Here is a 17882-nt window from a genome sequence, read left to right on the forward strand (position 1 = left end):
CAGGGTAATTATTCTTATACTGTGCTTCTTATTGCCAAGGGGGAGATCGCTTTATGTTCATGAAAAAATATGTGTTTGCTTTACCTTTCGCGGTCCTGCTGTCCCTTTCCCTGATCACTACGGCAAGCACAGTTGGCACACAGGTTGATGCCGAAGCCGGCGAAGCCAGCCAGAACCTTACCGTCTATATCCAGTCGCTTCATACAGATAACAAAGGTCTATCTATAACCACTGATGAAATCGAGTGGTATGAAGGTGAAAGCGCAGCGATCATATTTGCTGAGCGGGAGCCTGAAGCAGCCGCAGAACTCGGCGGTCCTCCCGATGATTATTATATTGTGAACGATAGCGATTTACTGACAACCTATCCGGTAGCGGACGACGCAACAGTGACTATGCAGATGTTCGACCATACCGGACAGATGGAGGATCTGGATATTCAGTGGAATGAGAGCTTACCACTGCAGCAATTTAGCGAAGAATTTGGCAAGACAGACATCATTGATCTGAGCGGGTTCCCATACCATATCACAATCAAGAATGGTGTTATTACCTCAATCGTGCAGCAATATATTCCTTAAGCCTGAATCGTTATCTTTAAAGCCAATGCACCCCCCGGGACATGATTCCGGAGGGTGTATTTTTGCGTTTTCTCCGTATATTTTCCAGCCCACATGCACACGATATGAGGCATAAACATAGGGGGAGATTCCGTTGCCGACCAATTGGATCAAAAGTGTCTTCAAATCCGAACCACGATACAGCCGGGATACTGCACTCCTTAGACAGCAAGCTAACGATCAGCCTATACACATCTCCTTGCCTCATACGTTATCCCTGCTGAACTCGAAGCTCGGGCATAGCCCTGACTTTGTCATCCGTGATTTCACTGAACATCCTGCGGATCCCAGTCTGTTAGCCGTTTGCTATATCGAAGGTCTAGTTGAGCAAAGTCTGCTGGCAGATCTGATAGAGGCCATCGTAATAGAAATAGCACCTCTATGTTCCCGCATCATGGATTCTGACACCCAGGCCGCAGCTGCTGTGCTTAAGAGAACACTCCCGCTTGGCAATATCCGGGTTATTTACTCCGAAGGGCAGCTGATTCAAGCGATCCTTGCCGGAAATGCCGTAATTGTGCTAGAGGGTACTCCATCTGCCCTTGCCGTTGGCATAGCAGGAGGGCAGCGCCGCGGGGTGGAGGAACCTACCTCCCAGACTGTAATCCGTGGGCCCAAGGAAGGTTTTAATGAGGAGATCTCCACTAATCTCACACTGCTCAGACGAAAACTACGGACGCCCGAACTTAAGTTCGAGAGTCATATTATCGGGCAGTATACACAGACCAAAGTTGTTCTGGCTTACATTGAAGGACTCGCCAACCGGGAAGTTATTAATGAAATCAATATGCGCCTTCAATCCATCGACACAGACAGTATCCTTGAAAGCGGCTATATCGAAGAATTCATTCAGGATGCAGCTTTTTCCCCTTTCCCTACCATCTTAAACACGGAACGCCCGGATACTGCAGCGGGATGCCTATTGGAGGGACAAATCGCCATTTTTATTGACGGGACACCTTTTGTTTTGATTGCACCAGTTACTTTCTTTAATTTCCTTCAATCGAGTGAGGATTACTACCAGCGATATGATATCTCCAGCTTCCTGCGGGCTATCCGTCTCCTGTCCTTTATGGTCGCTTTGCTGCTTCCATCCCTGTTTATTGCGATAACGACCTTTCAACAAGAGATGTTGCCGACGACTCTGTTAATCTCGCTGGCGGCACAGCGGGAAGGAACGCCCTTTCCGGCTTTGCTCGAAGCGTTGATTATGGAATTAATCTTTGAGGTTATCCGCGAAGCCGGCGTTCGTATGCCCCGTGTTATTGGTCCGGCGATATCTATTGTTGGTGCTCTCGTTATCGGCCAAGCCGCTGTACAAGCTGGACTGGTCTCCGCCGCCATGGTTATCGTAGTATCTTTTACAGCGATATCGAATTTTGTGATTCCATCCTTTAATATGGCCTCTACCGTAAGGCTGCTTCGCTTTTTCCTGATGCTGCTGGCAGGGACGCTCGGATTATTCGGAATCCTGGTTGGAACCATCCCTATCTTGTTTCATGTCGTCTCGCTGAAGTCCTTCGGTGTACCCTATTTCACCCCTTATGCGCCGTTCACGAAGTCAGCCCTGAAAGATACGATTCTCCGTGTACCCTGGTGGTCCATGAAGACCAGACCTAAAGAAAAAACAGGGTCCAATATTAACAGGCAGGCCCCTCATCAGTATCCCGTAGATTCAGCAGATAAAAGGAGCCCAAACAATCAAGCCAACCGCAAATAAGGAGAGGACACCGTGCGCCGACTATGGGTTATTTCTGTTTTTGTTCTGGCATGCCTAGTACTATCAGGCTGCGGGAGCCGGATTGAGCTGAATGATCTCGGAATTCTGGCAGCTACAGGTGTGGATGGGGTCAAAGGGGATTGGACAATAACCTACCAGGTGATTATCCCCTCTGCAATTTCCGCAGGCAGTAGTGTATCTCCCGGTGGAGGCTCCTCTCAGGCGGCAGTCCATACGTTCTCTACCCATGGCACAACGATCAGAGAAGCTATAGACACCAGCAACCTGGAGAATCCGCGTAAGCTGTATTTCGCCCATAATAATGTGCTCATTATCGGTAAAAAGGCGGCCGAAGCTGGCATCGAGGAAGTGCTCGACACTTATTTCCGAAGCACGGATGCGCGGGAGACCGTCAACGTATTAATTGCTGACGGGGAGGCACGGAATCTCTTAAAGATGCTTGTCCCCCCCGAGAAAATTCCAGGGCAGGCGCTAAAGAAAATTCTGAAGATGGACAATAGTCTAGGCGCTTATTATCCTTCAATATCGGTGTATGAATTAACTCTAAAAACGATTTCCGACAGCGGGGCTGTAGGCGTTCCTGAAGTGTCGCTAGCCGGCTCGGATGGCACCTCGCCGAAATCCATTGATATTTTCAAACAAACGTCCCCGAGGCTTAAGTTAAAATTGTCCGGCCTAAGCGTATTCCATCACGCCCGTCGAGTTGCTTCTCTGAACCGGCGGGAGAGCCTCGGTATCTCCTGGCTGACGAATCATGTGAAGAGCAGCACGCTCTCTTTTAAAGACGAGAATTCAGATTCGGGTGATACAGCCTTATCAACTTTCCGAGTCGACAAGACCAAAGTTACAGTAACGCCGGTGAAGGGTCCCCTGCATTTTACCCTGAACGTGAAAGCCAAAGTTGCAGGCGAACTCATCGGTTCAACCTCCGGGGAGGATATCTCAAAGAGCAGAAGCGTTGCTCACATGCAGAAACAAGTGGAAAAGATCGTCGAGGCGCAAATCATGCAGGGCTGGACCGCGGTGCAAAGGCTGGATATCGATCTGGTTGGAATCGCTGATAAAGTTCACCGGAAATACCCGCACTATTGGAAGCAGAATAAAGACATATGGCCCGAGGAACTGTCCAGAATGGAGATCAACCTAGATGTTAAGGCTGTAATCCGGCGTCCCGGACTCTTTCAGAAGTCGCTAAGCAAATTGCTGATGACTGAAACGGAATAACCGAAAATCTATGAATTCCAATGCATAAAAGGAGTGCTTTTTACTAATGAGCCAAAGTACAAGCAGAGTGTCTGAACTGATCGTCTGCCTTGCTCTATTCGAGGTTGGAAGCACCACCTTGTTTATGATGGGAGCGGAGGCCAAGCAGGATGCCTGGTTAGCGATGCTCCTGGGGTCATCCATCGGCCTGCTCCTGCTCTTATTGCATCTAGCGATTCACCAGCTCGATCCACGACTTGATTTGTTCCGCCTATTCCGCCGCTATATGGGCAAATATCTCGGTACATTGATGAACCTGTTATTTATTGGCTATTTCACCTATGAGACTTCACGGAATTTGCGTGATTTAGCCGAGGTAACGGTAATGACTCTGCTGAACAAGACATCACTATGGATTATTCTGTTAGCAGCCATAATGGTTATATCTAACAACGTACGGCACGGTCCCGAAGTCTTTTTCCTGATCTGTGTAGTGCTTTTACCCGTAATCGTAGTGAGTTATATGATCATTGGCATCTTTATTCCGGCTACCGGCCTCCTGCACTTTGAATTCATGTTTCCGATTTTGGAAAATGGATGGAGTCCCGTGATCCAGGCGGCTGTCCCTGAAATCGTATCTTTTCCGTTTGGGCAGACGGTTGTATTTCTTGTCTTTTACCCGCTCGCCTTAAAAGGTAGGGGCTTGTCCAGAGCTGTTATTATTTCGTATGTGTTAACGGCGTTGCTGCTGACTGCTTTTAATCAGTTGAATATCCTTGTTCTGGGGCCCACACTCGCAGCAAACAGCACTTTGCCGCTTCTGGAAACGGTGCAGTTAATTCAAGTAGCAGAAGTATTGGAACGGATGGATGCCTTGTTTATCCTTGTGCTTTTTCTTGGAGTCGGGATCAAAATGACTACCTTTTTCAACGGTGCCGTGATTGGACTTGAGCGAATAACCGGCATCAGCGCGAAAAAATGGATCCTTCCCGTTGGAGCGATCATCTTTGCCCTTTCCTTCCTGGCACCTAATTATACCCGGCATATCGAAGTCGGCCGCAACGTAGTGGTCAATTATTGGTGGCCCGTCTTTCAGGGGGCTCTGCCCTTGCTGCTGTTAGTGGTGATGATCATCTCAAAGCGGAAGAAGAAATCTGTACCCGCATAAAATGAACAAGCTGCTGCTCATTAACGACGAAGGCACCTTCATCGACGGCTGCCGCATCTCGGATGTGACGATTTGCGATATCGGCCTACACCAGCAATCGGATATCAAGTTTAAAATCGCCGTTTCCGAAACCGGTAACTCCGGCGGCTTGACGATCTATGAGCGCAATTTTGGTAATTATGATCATGATCTGGTGGCACGGGTGTTGTTTGATGTGGTGAACAATTAAAAGCTGGCTATCCTATTTCTCTTTAGCCAATTTCGTCAGACGCTATTAAAGCAACTACAGTTGAGAGGCGCTACGTGAACGCACTGTTGCTACATCGCTGTGGTCTTCGGATATATTGAATGATTCTCAGAGGTATATATCCGAAGACAGCGTATGCTTTCGATTTGAACCGCGAACAGTGGTTTTAGTCAAGAAATCGGGAGACAACAGCGGCCGGAAGTCCAAACATTCACCGTAGTTACGCCCCGCCCAAATGGTATAATCTTTAGTTCATTACTCCTGAGCAAAGTAGCTCTGCTGCATAAACAACCTTCGGTGGACGCACACTAATGTTGTCTCCCAAACCACCGAGAAGGAGTGTTTCGAATGCGTGAAGGTCTGATACCTACCGTTCTTGGAACCGTTGTTTCTGCTTCAGGCGCCGCTTTTCTTGGAAGAAGCAAGTATAAGATGGTCGCAACAGGCGTGCTCGGATTCGGTCTTGCCCATATCGTCCTGGGGGCTATCGACCTGATTGAGCATCGGTAATGAGTTGGAGGATGCCGCTGGACGCGATTAACGTGTCTGGCGGTTTTTTGTAGGGTTAGCTGGATTCCGACCGTTAACATACAAAAGCGACCCGACCTGTTCATCAGGCTGGACCGCTTATGGTTAGGATTGCTTATTTGACCGCTACGTAGAAGAGCCGCTGGGCGTCATCGCCTGCTTCCACCCACTCGAAATCGGCATAGACGTTAACTTGACTAAATCCAGTGTTGCGTAGCTCTGCAGTGAGCCACTCCGGATCATAGGCACGCTGAATATGCGTCTCTTCGAAACGGCGGTACAGATCACTGCGGCCGTCCTCGCGGGCGAATATCGATAGATGATGCTCAATCTCACGGCGTGGGACATCCAGCTCGCATGTCCAGATATAGGACACTTCATCTTCATCCAGAATAAAAGGCTGCTCCTCTTCATACCGGATCAGGGTATTCGGATGATGTACGTCGAACAGGAAGGTTCCTCCTGTCTTCAATCCTGCGAAAGTACGGGCAAAAACAGCCTGAATTTCGCTCTCCTCCAGCAGATAATTTAGACAGTCACAGAACGAAATCACGGAATCTACCGGTTCAGGCAGCTCCCAGTCCTTCATATTCTGCCGGATCCAGCGAACACTGCCTTCCCGCAAAAAACGACGTGCCAGCGGATGCTCCTCCATCTTGCGTTGCGCGACGGCAAGCATGTCCGATGACAAATCGATGCCGTTCATATGGTAACCCGCACTGGCTAAAGGAATGGTTATACTGCCTGTTCCGCAGCCCAGCTCCGCTACAGTTACCGGCTTTCCAAGCTTTTTCCACGCCGCTTCAGCAAATGCAAGCCAGTCCGGATAAGGCATATCGGCCATGAGCTGGTCATAAACATAGGCGAATTTCCCGTATGAAGACACTAGGTACACCGCTCTTTCTCAGTAAAGTGGCCCCACATCGTGGAGCCTTAGCTTTGACACATATTCTATTCTGAAACCTCATTATTGTCAGATGACTCATCGTTCTGTTTGTTGGCAAGATAAGTCCAGTTCTCTTTTTGAGTTACAAGCCCTTCTTTCATCAGCTTGCCTAGGGCCCGTTTGAAGGCCGATTTGCTGATGCCAAAACGTTGCTTGATGATGTCCGCCGGTGTTTCATCCGAATACGGCATCGCTCCACCCGGGCGGGTGTTCAGGAATTCCAGCAGGTTCGCTGAGTCGATATCCCGTCCCACTTCCTTGCGTTGAGTCATGGACAGATTCACCCGTCCGTCTTCACGGATATGTGAGATCCGGGCTTCGAATTGTTCTCCCAGACGTAGCAGACGGCTGCGTTCAGAAGAGTGTACCATGCCAATCACACCGAAACCAAGTACGCCTCCATCGACCAGTACAAAAGTACCCATCTGCAGCGGCTTATATACCCGTGCTGTTACGGTCTGCCCTTTCCATGTGGAAGGAGCGGCAAAGGCATGCTCCATAAGCTCATATTCTCCTGCAAGTTTGGCACGAAGACGTCCCTGCTTGTCATGCTCCATGATGACATATACACAGTCGCCGACTTGCGGTTGCAGCTCTTTAAGCTCCGGCAGTTCGCGGATAGGCAGGAGCAACTGGCGCCCAAGCCCCATCTCCAGGAAACAACCCAGACGCGGATGAATATCCGCCACTTCGAGCAGCGCCATTTCACCCAGCGTTAAATACGGTTTTTTCATAGTAGCCGCGAGACGATCCTCGGTATCAAAGAACAGAAAGACCTCAACCGAGTCACCCGGTTTGATTTTACTTTCAAGCTCTGTATAGTGAAGCATTACATCCTGATCGCCTGCAGTCAGAAAATAACCGTACGGCGATACTTCCCGTGCTACCTTCAGTGTAACTACTGTTCCGGCAATCAGACTCATATCGTCGTCACAACCTTGGCATCTGACCACAGACGCTCAATATTGTAATATTCGCGTTCATCGCGGTGGAAAATGTGAACAACAACATCCCCCAGATCCAATAGCACCCAACGTGCTGAATCCATGCCTTCAATCCCGCGGATCACGCCGCCTGCCTCATGAACGACTTTGCGGACCTCGGTCGCAATCGCCTGTACCTGAACATCGGAATTACCATGGCAGATTACAAAATAATCGCTGATCGGCGAAATCGTCCGCAAATCTAATGCTACTACATTGACTGCCTTCTTATCTTCGAGAGCCTTAACGGTAAGCCCTAACAATTTCTCTGAATTTAATTTCATTCTTTTTCCTCCAATATTCGAACTAAATCATTCCGTGCCAGCACGGTTAATGGAAACACTACCCGGCGTTTCTCCAGCAGCAGGCTGATGGTGGAATCCAAACCAGCTACCAGCCCTTCCTCAAGACTGGACTTCGACAACTTGCGTATCCGGTCCACTCCCGGGAAATCCCGGCCAGGCTCAATATAATCGGCAAGACATACGATCTTCTCCAGAAGTCCCATGCCTTCCCTTCCCGAAGTGTGATAACGGATGGCATCCAGCACTTCCTGGTCCTGAATACCATAATCGGTCGCGGCTACATAAGCCCCAACTTCCGCATGCCACAGCTGCTTATCGTGAAGCAGCAATTCCTGTGACAAGCCGTTATCCTCGATAATTGCGCGCATTTTGTCTACGGGCCAGTATTTAGCCACATCATGCAAAATGGCAGCTTTCTCAGCCCGCTGCGGGTCTGCGCCATAACGCTCTGCCAGCTTGACAGCAGATTCCATAACGCCTAATGTATGCTTCCAGCGCTTGTCAGGCATTTGTGCACAGACGCTCTCAATCAGCGCTTCGCGGCTGTACTCCATACAATCCACTCCTTTGAAGATGTTCATACACAGGCTCCGGAACCATATACCGGATCGATCTGCCTTCTGCAGCCCATTGCCGGATCATCGTCGACGAAATATCGATTAGCGGCATATCAGCAAGCATGACCTTGGCTGCAATATGGACCGGAAGCACATCCAGATCTAAAGGAGTCCCCGGACGACCCACACCGATAAACGTAAGCCGCTGAACGAGTTCATCAATACCGTGCCATTTCGGCAGGTACTGAACCATATCCGCTCCAATGATGAAATACAGCTCGATCTGCGGGAATTCTTCCTGCAGCCTTTTTACCGTCTCGATGGTATAGGACACCCCGCCCCGGGCAACTTCCCAGTCCAGCGTCCGGAAACAAGCATGGTCCTTCACCGTTTCCCGTACCATTGCCAGTCTGTCTTTCCCCGATACTCCAGCCTCATGTTTGTGCGGTGGAATATGTGAGGGCATAAACCAGACTTCATCCAGGCTGTAACTATCCCTGGCTGCTTCCGCTGCCAGCATATGCCCGATGTGAAGCGGATCAAAGGTACCTCCCATAATGCCAACTTTCAAGAGGACACCTCCCTAGCGCGGCAGTTCAATCGTCTTGTTGTCTTTGGATTCCTTGTAGAGCACAATCGTCTTACCGATAACCTGTACCAGCTCGGCGCCGGATAGTTCTGCAAGCTCCGCACCGATGAGCTTTGGATCATCAATATTGTTATTCAGTACGTTGATCTTCATCAGCTCGCGCTTCTCGATGGCTTCCTCGATATGACGGATGAGATTCTCATTGACGCCGCCTTTGCCGACCTGAAATACCGGGTCAAGATGGTGTGCCATGGAACGCAGATGACGTTTTTGTTTTCCTGTTAACATAAATGAATTAACTCCTTAATTAAATATATTATTACCCTAATACTGCTTATATAAATTTATTTCTGTTGCGGACTGCCGAGAGCCTGCAGCATGGTCTGCCACATGACTTCTACAGGTGCAGGCCGTCCCGTCCAGTACTCCAGCGCATAAGCGCCCTGGTATACGAACATGCCAAGTCCGCCATGGATCCGGCATCCCAGCTCCTGACTGTCCTGAAGCAGGCGGGTTTGAAACGGGTTGTAGATCAGATCGCTGATGACCATACTGCTATGGAACAGCGCGGTATTCACCGGTGTCTCGTCCATATGGGGATACATTCCGACCGAAGTCGTATTAATCACCACATCCATCCCGCCAAGCAGCTCAGGCAATTGATCCATGGAGGCGCCGGTAATATTGCCTTTGCCTTGCAGATCCGTTGCCAGCTCCATTGCCCTGTCCACCGAACGATTGGCGATTACCACCGAAGCCGGGTTCTCCTGCAGCAGTGCTGCAGCAATCCCCCGTGCAGCTCCTCCGGCTCCAAGAATGACAATCCTCGTACCGGCAAGCTCCGCAATGACTTCAGTTTTGAGCGAGCGCACATAACCGATTCCATCCGTATTATAGCCAATTAGCCGCCCGTTCTCGTTGACTATGGTGTTCACAGCACCGATATCCTTTGCCGTTGCATCCACTTCATCGAGATATTCCATGACTGCCACTTTATGCGGAATCGTCACATTGAGACCGCGGAACCCAAGCGTACGAATCGCCTGAATCGCTTCACCCAAAAACTCCGGTTTGATATGAAGCGGAACATATGCCCCGGAAATCCCTAAGGCCCGAAGAGCCTCCATATGCATCAGCGGAGATTTGGACTGCGCAATGGGATCTCCCATAACGCCCAGCAGGATATCCCCATTCTCAGGGGACCAGATTACAGATGCAGGCACTTCGCAGCCCTCCCCGTTAGATCAGCGAAGGCCGGGTAAGCACCTTGACGCCTTTTGGTACATGCACGGCCACAACTGCGCCTTCAGAAGAATTCACTTTAATCCAGCCGAGGCCGGAAATGAAAATGTCACTGTTGTTACCCCGATTAATCCGGATTTCATGACGCTGCAAGGCTGGTAACTTGTCCACGTCCTCTTTTCCCGGAGGAGACAGCAGTTCGCCACGGTGATCCGCATACAGCGAATCCGCACGTTCCAGCTTCGTCCGGTGAATCTTGAGCGAGCCGCTGATAAAGCATGTGAACGACTGATGCTCTCCTTGAATGAAATCGAATCTTCCCAGACCGCCGAAGAAGAGACTTTGACCGGCATTTAACTGGTACACTACAGGTTTCAAAGCATTCTCTGGCATAACCGCTCCAAGATCCCGGCGCTCAACCAGCTCACTGTACCGCCACGGGTACACAATTCCTGGGGTATCAATAATGTAATGGCCGTCATCCAGCGGAATTTTAACAGAATCCAGCGTAGTTCCCGGATATCGGGAAGTTGTAAGTTCCTGCTCCAGATCACTGTAATCCGAGATTAAACGGTTAATTAGTGTAGACTTTCCTACATTGGTTGCCCCAACGACATAGACATCGCGCTGGCCGCGAAGTGAAGTAACCGCTTCGAGCAGCCGGTCAAAACCTTGATTACGTTTGGCACTGCACAGCACGATTTCTGCTGTCTTTAAGCCATGTTCCTTGCACCGCTGCTGAACCCAGTTCCGTAGCTTGTTCCAGTTGGTCACCTTAGGCAGCAGGTCGCATTTGTTAACCGCAAGAATGACAGGGTTATTGCCAATGAACCGTTGAAGACCCGAAATCAGACTGCCCTCAAAGTCGAATAGATCGACGATATGGATAACCAGCGCATTTTTCTCGCCGATCCCTCCAAGCAGACGAAGGAATTCATCTTGGTTCACAGAGACGGATGATGCTTCATTGTAATTCTTAATCCGGAAACAACGCTGACAGATGACAGGCTCCCGTTCAAAAGCGACCTCGGGGATAAAACCTGGAATTTCTTTATTCACCGTCTGCAGCTTAATCCCGCAGCCGCTGCATTTCTCAGGGCGCTGTACTTCATGCTCTTGACTCATTTCTATTTGTCCTCCTCTTGCTCAAGCCACAATCCTTGTTTACGAAGTCTGGTCAAAGCGATCCGCTCGACCCCGCGGTTAATTCTTGTACCCATTCCTTCATCCTTAGCGGAGATAGGGAGCACCAGTACCGTATGAAGGCCCATCCGGTTGCCTCCCCATACATCTGTGAGCATTTGATCGCCGACAACGATCGCCTGCTCCGAGCGCAACTCCATAAGTTTTAGCGCTTTGCGGAACGGCGCATTGATGGGCTTGCGTGCCTGATGCACAAACTGAATATTCAGAGGAGTGGCAAACCGTGACACCCGCTCCATATTATTATTGGATACAATGATCAGTTTGAAGCCGCACTGCTTCACCTTTTCGAACCAAATCAGCAGTTCTGGAGTGGCAAGCGGTGCTTTGGCACCGACGAGTGTATTATCCAGGTCGGTAATAATGCCTCGGTACCCTTTGGCGTACAGATCCTCCAGAGGAATATCAAAAACGGTATTCACACGGAGTTTAGGAACTAACATTTCAAACAATACGTTCACCTCGATTATATACAAGAAACTAGTTCACACTCTTTGCCATAGATCTGTTTGTCATTATTTGCGGGATCTAAGGCTTTTACGAAGCCGCAAAGCTTCAGTATACACGTAATGCCAATCTTTGTCTGCTATAACCTCAGGGCTATATTGCGCTTTTTCGAACAATTCCAGTAATATTGTAAGATTATTTGAGATAAGTGGCTGTTTTTGCTTCCAGCGCCCCGCGGATTCTCGCAGAGTCTCATGACTTTCTCTGGTAAAACCCTTACGGCGCATGTATCGAACCCACCGTTCAGTTTCAGCAGCTACTTTTTGCACCGGAGTTAACCGACGCCCATTTCGCAGCTGCTTGATCAGGAAGCGGAAACTCATTCGCCGCTGCCATAAGAGGTAACCACCCCAAGCCAGCAACATAAACCCCGCAGCCCATATCATCCATTTACCTAGATGGAAACCTTCTTGTGAAGCATCCGTATTCGTTGCTGCTTCCTCTGCAAGTGCATTGTCCTCTTCCTCTTCTACAGGGTCCTTGGCTAAATCGGTTTCATCCTGTGTCAGTAAGGGAACATTAAAACCGGGTGTTGCCTCAACCGGTACCCAGCCGTACTCCCCGAAATATACCTCAGCCCAGGAATGGGCATCCGCATTGGTAATCGTATAATTATTGTTAACCTGCCGGCCCTGCTGCATCAAGATGTTATCCGGCAACTCTGCCTGTTCCCCGGGTGCATATCCCTTTACCCAACGGGCAGGAATATTCAGAGAACGGGCCATAGTAACGAGTGCGGTTGAGTAATAATCACAATATCCTTCCCTGATCTCAAAAAGAAAACTATCGACAAAGTCCGAACTTTTGCCTTTCGAGACATCCGGAGTATTGGTATAGGGAAAGCTCTGTTGTAGGTATTGTTGCAAAAGCGCCGTTTTTTCATACGGAGTCTGAGCGGAAGCGGTAATCTCCTCGGCCAGCTGCTTCACGCGTTCCGGGAAGTCATCCGGCAGTTGAAGAAATTGCTCTTCCAGTTCCCCGCCAGTGTACAGTTCCTGAAATGTCTTCGCCGACAGTTCCTGAACCGGTATGACAGGCACTTCAGAGGTAAGAACATAGTTCTGCGGGTAGGTGCGGTCCCGCTCATCTACATCCCACAGAAGCTCGCTGTCCCGGTCTCTCCAGAACAATCCGGCGCTGCTTGCCTCACCGTTGATCGTATCCACTTGTGAGATGGAATATCCGCCAAAGATCACAGGATAGTCATTATTGCTCAGCAGTTTGACCGTCTGCTTCAGTGTCTGAGTCTCCACCTTGGAAGATGAGCCATTAACCAGAGGGTCACCTACTCCCACCGGAGCAATCGGACCGCGATTGAAGCGGTCATTATCCGTCCAGCCGCTTCCGGAATACTCTGTTCTCGTCTCGCCGCGCATGTAGGTGCGCAGGTCAGAGGTCACTGTCATTACGGGGGTATAATCAAAATTGAAACCGCCGCCTAAATTATCGTCATTTAAACTATATCCCGAAGAGGTGCTACGCGCAGAAGCGCCGCTGCCGGTACCCGTCCCAGATTTAGTCAATTTGGTTCCCGAAGAATGACCAGTTCCCCGCCAATCGACCCATGCTGTATATGGATCAGTCAAACTTGGCTTAACTTTAGGCATGTTCACACCGGTTATAATTATAAGAGAGAAGATAATGGCTATATTTACAGCTATTTTGGAAGGATAGTCCAGCATATAGGACCAGCCTCTGGGATAACGCTGCTGAAAACTTCGCAAATGCTGGGTAACTAGCCAGCCCATTCCGGCAAATACGGTCCAGGCTACCTCCTGCCATAAGATAGAAGGTGTGAAAGAGTCCAGCGCGGCAAAGGCCACAATATTCACACCGATAAACAATAGTACACGTCCCTTGGTTGATACCCACCAGAATGACAACAGCAGTAAAGCCCAGGCTCCCAGTGCGAACCATATATAAGGAGTCATATGCAGTGCAATATCTGTTGCCCTTTGCCGGGTTGTGGCCAATGGATCTGGAATGTACAATCCATAATGCATAATGGTGCGGTATACAAGATAAAGGACAGCCAGACCTTCAATCAGCAATCTGTAGATAAAATTTATAGGCAGCAGGATTTCGATAACGGTAGCGGCTATCAATACAAGCAGAACAGCAGCTGATGTTTCTTGCAGCCAGAGGGGTTCAGTGTACGAGAGCCACTGCAGTGCAATAATCATAATCCACAGCAGCTTTACCGGATGATGCCAGGATGATTTCAGTAAGGCCCACCATTGCTTCATTTATGTTCCCCTCCCAATATGGCCGGGAGCTCTTGAAGCGAAGTCACTTTGTATCCAGTGATCCCGCGTGCCGCCAAAGTATTCATCCATTCGTTGCTGCGGAAAGATCCGGAGGAATTAAGCACATGCAGATGCGAAGGAGTCATTCCCCGGCTTTCTGCCCAGCGCAGAGCGTCCAGAACAGGTTGACCGCTTTGCGGGCTGATCAGTACGAAATAGGATCCCTTAGGGAACAACCGTTGTCCCTTATCCAGTCTGGAGATCAGTGATCCCCTTCCTTCTCCGTTAATGTCGATCAGATACTGAATCATCTTCTGACGTTCCGCCCCGCTTTCCGCCGGAGAGAACATCTTCGTGTTCTTGTCGAGACAGCACAGGCCTATACCGATTCTTTCACGAATTCCATATCCCAAAAGCGACGCGGCCGTTGATACAGCCAACTCAAAAGTGTCGGAGGAAGCATAAGCACTACCCGTGCCATCCAGCACGATCATAGTCTTGGGAATGGATTCATGTTCGAATTCCTTAGACTTCCAGGCCCCTGTCTTCGCTGTCGCATTCCAGTGAATCCGCGTTAGCCGATCGCCGTATACATAGTCACGCACGCCATTAATTTGCGTGGTTTCGCGGCGTGACTGCACCTTCGATACCTGCGGACCGGCAAGTCGCGCATTGCGTTCGTAGAGTTGCCAACGAGGAATGAACACCGCACGAGGCATAACACGAAATTGTCCTTTTGCCAGAAAAGACCCTTTATATTGAGTCAGGCCAAAGATATCCTCACTTATCACATCTGTATCCGCAAAAGTATAACTGCCGCGCTCCAAAGCCGGAGTCTGAAACCGTAACTCTCCTTGCCCGCGAAAGTTCGGAACCACACTTTCTTCAAAAATCCATGATTCACCGTTATGCCGCTTCAATATCTCACGCACCACCACATAGGGCAGCGGCAGAAATCCGGGGATGGTAAGTGACAACTGGACCCGAATATGCCCTCCCGCATATAGCAGCTCAGGTTTATCCTGCTCTGCATACAGCCTTCGAGTGCCTTTTGAAAGCCGGACACCGCCCAAACCTCCAATAACTAAATAAACAATAAGCAATGAAACCATAATAAAGAGCATGAACGAAGTCTTGCCGCCCTGAAATAGTACATACAGCAGGGTGACACCCCATACTGCCAGAATCCCAGCAAGTTTAGCCGGCTGAATAACAGCTGCCACCGCAGACAAGTAACGTCCCATGGCTATTGCCTCATGGCAACAGGAACACGGATGTTTTGGAGCAGTTTCTGAAGCAGCGAATCTACACTCACATTATCCAGTCGCGACTCTGGGCGGAGCAGAATACGGTGGCCAAGCGCGAACGGTGTTAGAATCTTAACATCATCAGGCAGCACATAATCCCGCCCTTGTAGATAGGCAAATGCTTTGCAGGCCATCATAAATGATAAAGCGGCCCGGGGACTCGCGCCCAAGAGAACAAGCGGATGCTCACGGGTCTGCCGGACGATGTCCAGCAAATAGTTCATTACAGGATCACTTATATATACCTCGCGGATTTCTTTCTGGATGTCAGCAATCCGTCCCATGTCAGTAACCGCCTTCAGCCGGTCAATGGGCTGTCCCTCCTGATGGCTGAGCAGCAATGCTTTTTCTGTCGCCGCATCAGGATATCCTAGGGTAATCCTTAGCATGAAACGGTCAAGCTGAGCCTCCGGCAACGTATACGTCCCTTCGAAATCGATCGGGTTCTGAGTGGCGCAGAGCATGAACGGATGCGGCAGTGGATACGTCTCCCCATCTACCGTGACATTCCGCTCTTCCATAACCTCAAGCAGAGCCGATTGGGTCTTCGTTGTTGCCCGGTTAATCTCGTCCGCCAGCAGAATATTAGTCATTACCGGGCCCGGACGAAAGTGAAATTTCTCATCACGGGGATGATAGACCGATACTCCGGTAATGTCACTCGGCAGAATGTCTGGATTACATTGAATCCGCCGGTATTCACCGGACATCGATCTGGACAGTGCACGAACAAGCTGGGTTTTACCGGTTCCCGGCACATCCTCAATCAGGACATGCCCGCCAGCCAGCAGTGCGGTTAGCAATAATTGAATTTCAAAGGATTTTCCGAGAATGCAGGACTCCAAATTGGATCTCACCGCATCTACGATTTGCATTGATTCTTGACGTACGGGCATCTATAGTAAACCTCCTATGTCAGAATAAGCAGTATAGCATTTATTTTACATGATTTTGGGATACAAAGTACATGTTCAGCCCTTTCGAAAGTAAAAAATATACGTACATATATACGTATTTCAGTCAGCGGCTGGACATCCTTCGGAAGAAACGGCAAAAGGCAAGCCTCCAATTGATGGACGGCTTGCCTTTTGCCATATTTTATCCAGTTATCCTCGCGGACGCACAACTAAAGCTGCCAGAAAGGAGAAGACGATCGCCGAGGAAATCCCTGCGCTGGTGATGTCAAAAATCCCTGTAACCACTCCGACCCACCCATCCCGCTCCAGCTCTGTAAGTGCACCGTGAACGAGTGAATTACCGAAGCTTGTAATAGGTACTGAAGCTCCCGCACCGGCGAACTTGACCAGCGGATCGTAGAGTCCAAAGGCATCGGCGATCGCTCCGGCTACCACTAGCGTACTCATGGTATGAGCAGGTGTCAGCGCCAGTACATCGAACATAAGCTGTCCAATTACACAGATCGCTCCTCCGACCAGGAAAGCCCATAAATAAATCATTGTCCTTCACCTCCGCTCTCCAGGGCAACTGCGTGGGCAACGCATGGAATACTTTCTCCCTGTTGGTAAGAAAGCGGTGATAACAATGCTCCTGTGGCAACAACCAGCAGCTTGTTCAGCTCTCCCTTCTTCATCTTGTTCAGAAGATGTCCATAGGTTACCGTTGCCGAGCAGCCGCAGCCGCTTCCTCCAGCAATTACATACTTCTGCTTGTCCAGATCATAAATAAGCAAACCGCAGTCGTTGAAGGTCGTCTGCTCCATTGGAATGCCTTCCTTCGCAAGCAAGGTCTTGGCGATAGGCAGCCCCACGGAGGCAAGGTCACCGGTAACGATAAGGTCGTAGTATCCAGGAGATAGCCCCGTATCCCGAAAATGAGCGGTTATTGTATCTGCCGCAGCCGGTGCCATAGCAGCCCCCATATTGAAGGGATCGGTTAATCCTAAATCCATAATTCTTCCGATGGTTGCAGACACTACAAAGGGTCCTTTGCTGGTACCGTCATTCCGGCCTACAATCGCGCAACCAGAGCCTGTCACCGTATATTGGGCGGTTGGCGGCTTTTGGGAGCCGTATTCTGTAGGATAACGGAACTGTTTCTCCACCGTACAGTTATGGCTTGATGTTCCGGCGAGTACCAGCTTGCTGCCGCCGGAATCGACAATCATGGATGCGATCGTCAGACTCTCCATAGAAGTTGAACAAGCACCAAAGACACCAAGATATGGCACAGAAAGCTTTCTGGCGGCGAACGTGCTGCTGATAATTTGATTCATTAAGTCGCCGCCAACGAAGAATTCCAGCTGTTCCTTCTGGATTCCGGCATTGTTCATTGCAATCTGCGCAGCCTTCTCAAACAATGCGCGTTCTGCCTTCTCCCAGCTCTTCTCGCCCATCTTGAGCGAGTCATATATATAATCAAAATCCGACGCCAATGGACCTTCTCCTTCTTCGGGACCTACAACAGCGGAAGAACCAAGAATAACAGGGCGGGTTGTGAACTGCCAGGTCTGGCTGCCTAGTTGCTTCATCG

General features: G+C 49.7%; 20 protein-coding genes. 6 read left to right on the top strand and 14 right to left on the bottom strand.

Annotated features, from left to right (window positions below):
• The first annotated feature begins 53 nt into the window (after window positions 1-53).
• From ACAN55_RS18655 to ACAN55_RS18680, 6 genes are all read left to right on the top strand, one after another.
• Entirely contained in the window at window positions 54-581 is a 528-nt protein-coding gene (locus tag ACAN55_RS18655) for a hypothetical protein (protein WP_379136212.1), read from the top strand.
• Between the two features lie 133 nt (window positions 582-714).
• Window positions 715-2340, top strand: a complete 1626-nt coding sequence (locus ACAN55_RS18660; RefSeq protein WP_379136215.1) for a spore germination protein — start codon at window positions 715-717, stop codon at window positions 2338-2340.
• Between the two features lie 12 nt (window positions 2341-2352).
• A complete protein-coding gene (locus ACAN55_RS18665; RefSeq protein WP_379136218.1) occupies window positions 2353-3585 on the top strand; it encodes a Ger(x)C family spore germination protein in 1233 nt (410 codons plus the stop codon).
• Window positions 3586-3631: 46 nt separating this feature from the next.
• A complete protein-coding gene (locus ACAN55_RS18670) occupies window positions 3632-4732 on the top strand; it encodes a GerAB/ArcD/ProY family transporter (RefSeq protein ID WP_379136221.1) in 1101 nt (366 codons plus the stop codon).
• Window position 4733: 1 nt separating this feature from the next.
• Window positions 4734-4961 (top strand): hypothetical protein, encoded by a 228-nt coding sequence (locus tag ACAN55_RS18675; protein WP_379136224.1) that lies wholly within the window; start codon window positions 4734-4736, stop codon window positions 4959-4961.
• A 366-nt stretch (window positions 4962-5327) separates the two neighbouring features.
• Window positions 5328-5489, top strand: a complete 162-nt coding sequence (locus ACAN55_RS18680) for an asparagine synthase (protein WP_379136226.1) — start codon at window positions 5328-5330, stop codon at window positions 5487-5489.
• A 133-nt stretch (window positions 5490-5622) separates the two neighbouring features.
• Here the strand turns inward: ACAN55_RS18680 and ACAN55_RS18685 are convergent, their stop codons facing one another.
• From ACAN55_RS18685 to spoVAD, 14 genes are all read right to left on the bottom strand, one after another.
• Window positions 5623-6393, bottom strand: coding sequence for a class I SAM-dependent DNA methyltransferase (locus ACAN55_RS18685; RefSeq protein WP_379136229.1), 771 nt, complete (start codon window positions 6391-6393; stop codon window positions 5623-5625).
• 65 nt (window positions 6394-6458) lie between these two features.
• Window positions 6459-7376 carry a CvfB family protein gene (locus ACAN55_RS18690; RefSeq protein WP_379136326.1) on the bottom strand — a complete coding sequence of 306 codons (918 nt, stop codon included), beginning with the start codon at window positions 7374-7376 and terminating at the stop codon, window positions 6459-6461.
• Entirely contained in the window at window positions 7373-7720 is a 348-nt protein-coding gene (rsfS, locus tag ACAN55_RS18695; RefSeq protein ID WP_379136233.1) for a ribosome silencing factor, read from the bottom strand. The genes ACAN55_RS18690 and rsfS overlap by 4 nt, the downstream gene beginning before the upstream one ends.
• Window positions 7717-8295, bottom strand: a complete 579-nt coding sequence (gene yqeK, locus ACAN55_RS18700; RefSeq protein WP_379136329.1) for a bis(5'-nucleosyl)-tetraphosphatase (symmetrical) YqeK — start codon at window positions 8293-8295, stop codon at window positions 7717-7719. The genes rsfS and yqeK overlap by 4 nt, the downstream gene beginning before the upstream one ends.
• Window positions 8267-8869, bottom strand: a complete 603-nt coding sequence (locus ACAN55_RS18705; protein WP_379136236.1) for a nicotinate-nucleotide adenylyltransferase — start codon at window positions 8867-8869, stop codon at window positions 8267-8269. The genes yqeK and ACAN55_RS18705 overlap by 29 nt, the downstream gene beginning before the upstream one ends.
• A 12-nt stretch (window positions 8870-8881) precedes the next feature.
• Window positions 8882-9175, bottom strand: a complete 294-nt coding sequence (gene yhbY / locus ACAN55_RS18710) for a ribosome assembly RNA-binding protein YhbY (protein ID WP_379136238.1) — start codon at window positions 9173-9175, stop codon at window positions 8882-8884.
• A 56-nt stretch (window positions 9176-9231) separates the two neighbouring features.
• Window positions 9232-10110 (bottom strand): shikimate dehydrogenase, encoded by an 879-nt coding sequence (gene aroE, locus ACAN55_RS18715; RefSeq protein ID WP_379136241.1) that lies wholly within the window; start codon window positions 10108-10110, stop codon window positions 9232-9234.
• A 16-nt stretch (window positions 10111-10126) separates the two neighbouring features.
• Window positions 10127-11254, bottom strand: coding sequence for a ribosome biogenesis GTPase YqeH (gene yqeH, locus ACAN55_RS18720; RefSeq protein WP_379136244.1), 1128 nt, complete (start codon window positions 11252-11254; stop codon window positions 10127-10129).
• 2 nt (window positions 11255-11256) lie between these two features.
• Window positions 11257-11784 (bottom strand): YqeG family HAD IIIA-type phosphatase, encoded by a 528-nt coding sequence (locus ACAN55_RS18725; RefSeq protein WP_379136246.1) that lies wholly within the window; start codon window positions 11782-11784, stop codon window positions 11257-11259.
• A 63-nt stretch (window positions 11785-11847) separates the two neighbouring features.
• Complete coding sequence (locus ACAN55_RS18730) at window positions 11848-14085, bottom strand: DUF4129 domain-containing transglutaminase family protein (protein ID WP_379136248.1); 2238 nt, start codon at window positions 14083-14085, stop codon at window positions 11848-11850.
• The gene (locus ACAN55_RS18735; RefSeq protein WP_379136251.1) at window positions 14082-15329 is read right to left on the bottom strand and encodes a DUF58 domain-containing protein; all 1248 of its coding nucleotides are present in this window, start codon (window positions 15327-15329) and stop codon (window positions 14082-14084) included. The genes ACAN55_RS18730 and ACAN55_RS18735 overlap by 4 nt, the downstream gene beginning before the upstream one ends.
• A gap of 2 nt (window positions 15330-15331) precedes the next feature.
• Window positions 15332-16288 carry an AAA family ATPase gene (locus ACAN55_RS18740; RefSeq protein WP_379136254.1) on the bottom strand — a complete coding sequence of 319 codons (957 nt, stop codon included), beginning with the start codon at window positions 16286-16288 and terminating at the stop codon, window positions 15332-15334.
• 210 nt (window positions 16289-16498) lie between these two features.
• Entirely contained in the window at window positions 16499-16849 is a 351-nt protein-coding gene (gene spoVAE, locus ACAN55_RS18745; RefSeq protein WP_379136257.1) for a stage V sporulation protein AE, read from the bottom strand.
• Window positions 16846-17880 (bottom strand): stage V sporulation protein AD, encoded by a 1035-nt coding sequence (spoVAD, locus tag ACAN55_RS18750; RefSeq protein ID WP_379136260.1) that lies wholly within the window; start codon window positions 17878-17880, stop codon window positions 16846-16848. Before spoVAD ends, spoVAE begins: the two co-directional genes overlap by 4 nt.
• Window positions 17881-17882: the final 2 nt, after the last annotated feature.

Source organism: Paenibacillus oryziterrae (assembly GCF_042610485.1).
Classification (GTDB): domain Bacteria; phylum Bacillota; class Bacilli; order Paenibacillales; family Paenibacillaceae; genus Paenibacillus_AQ.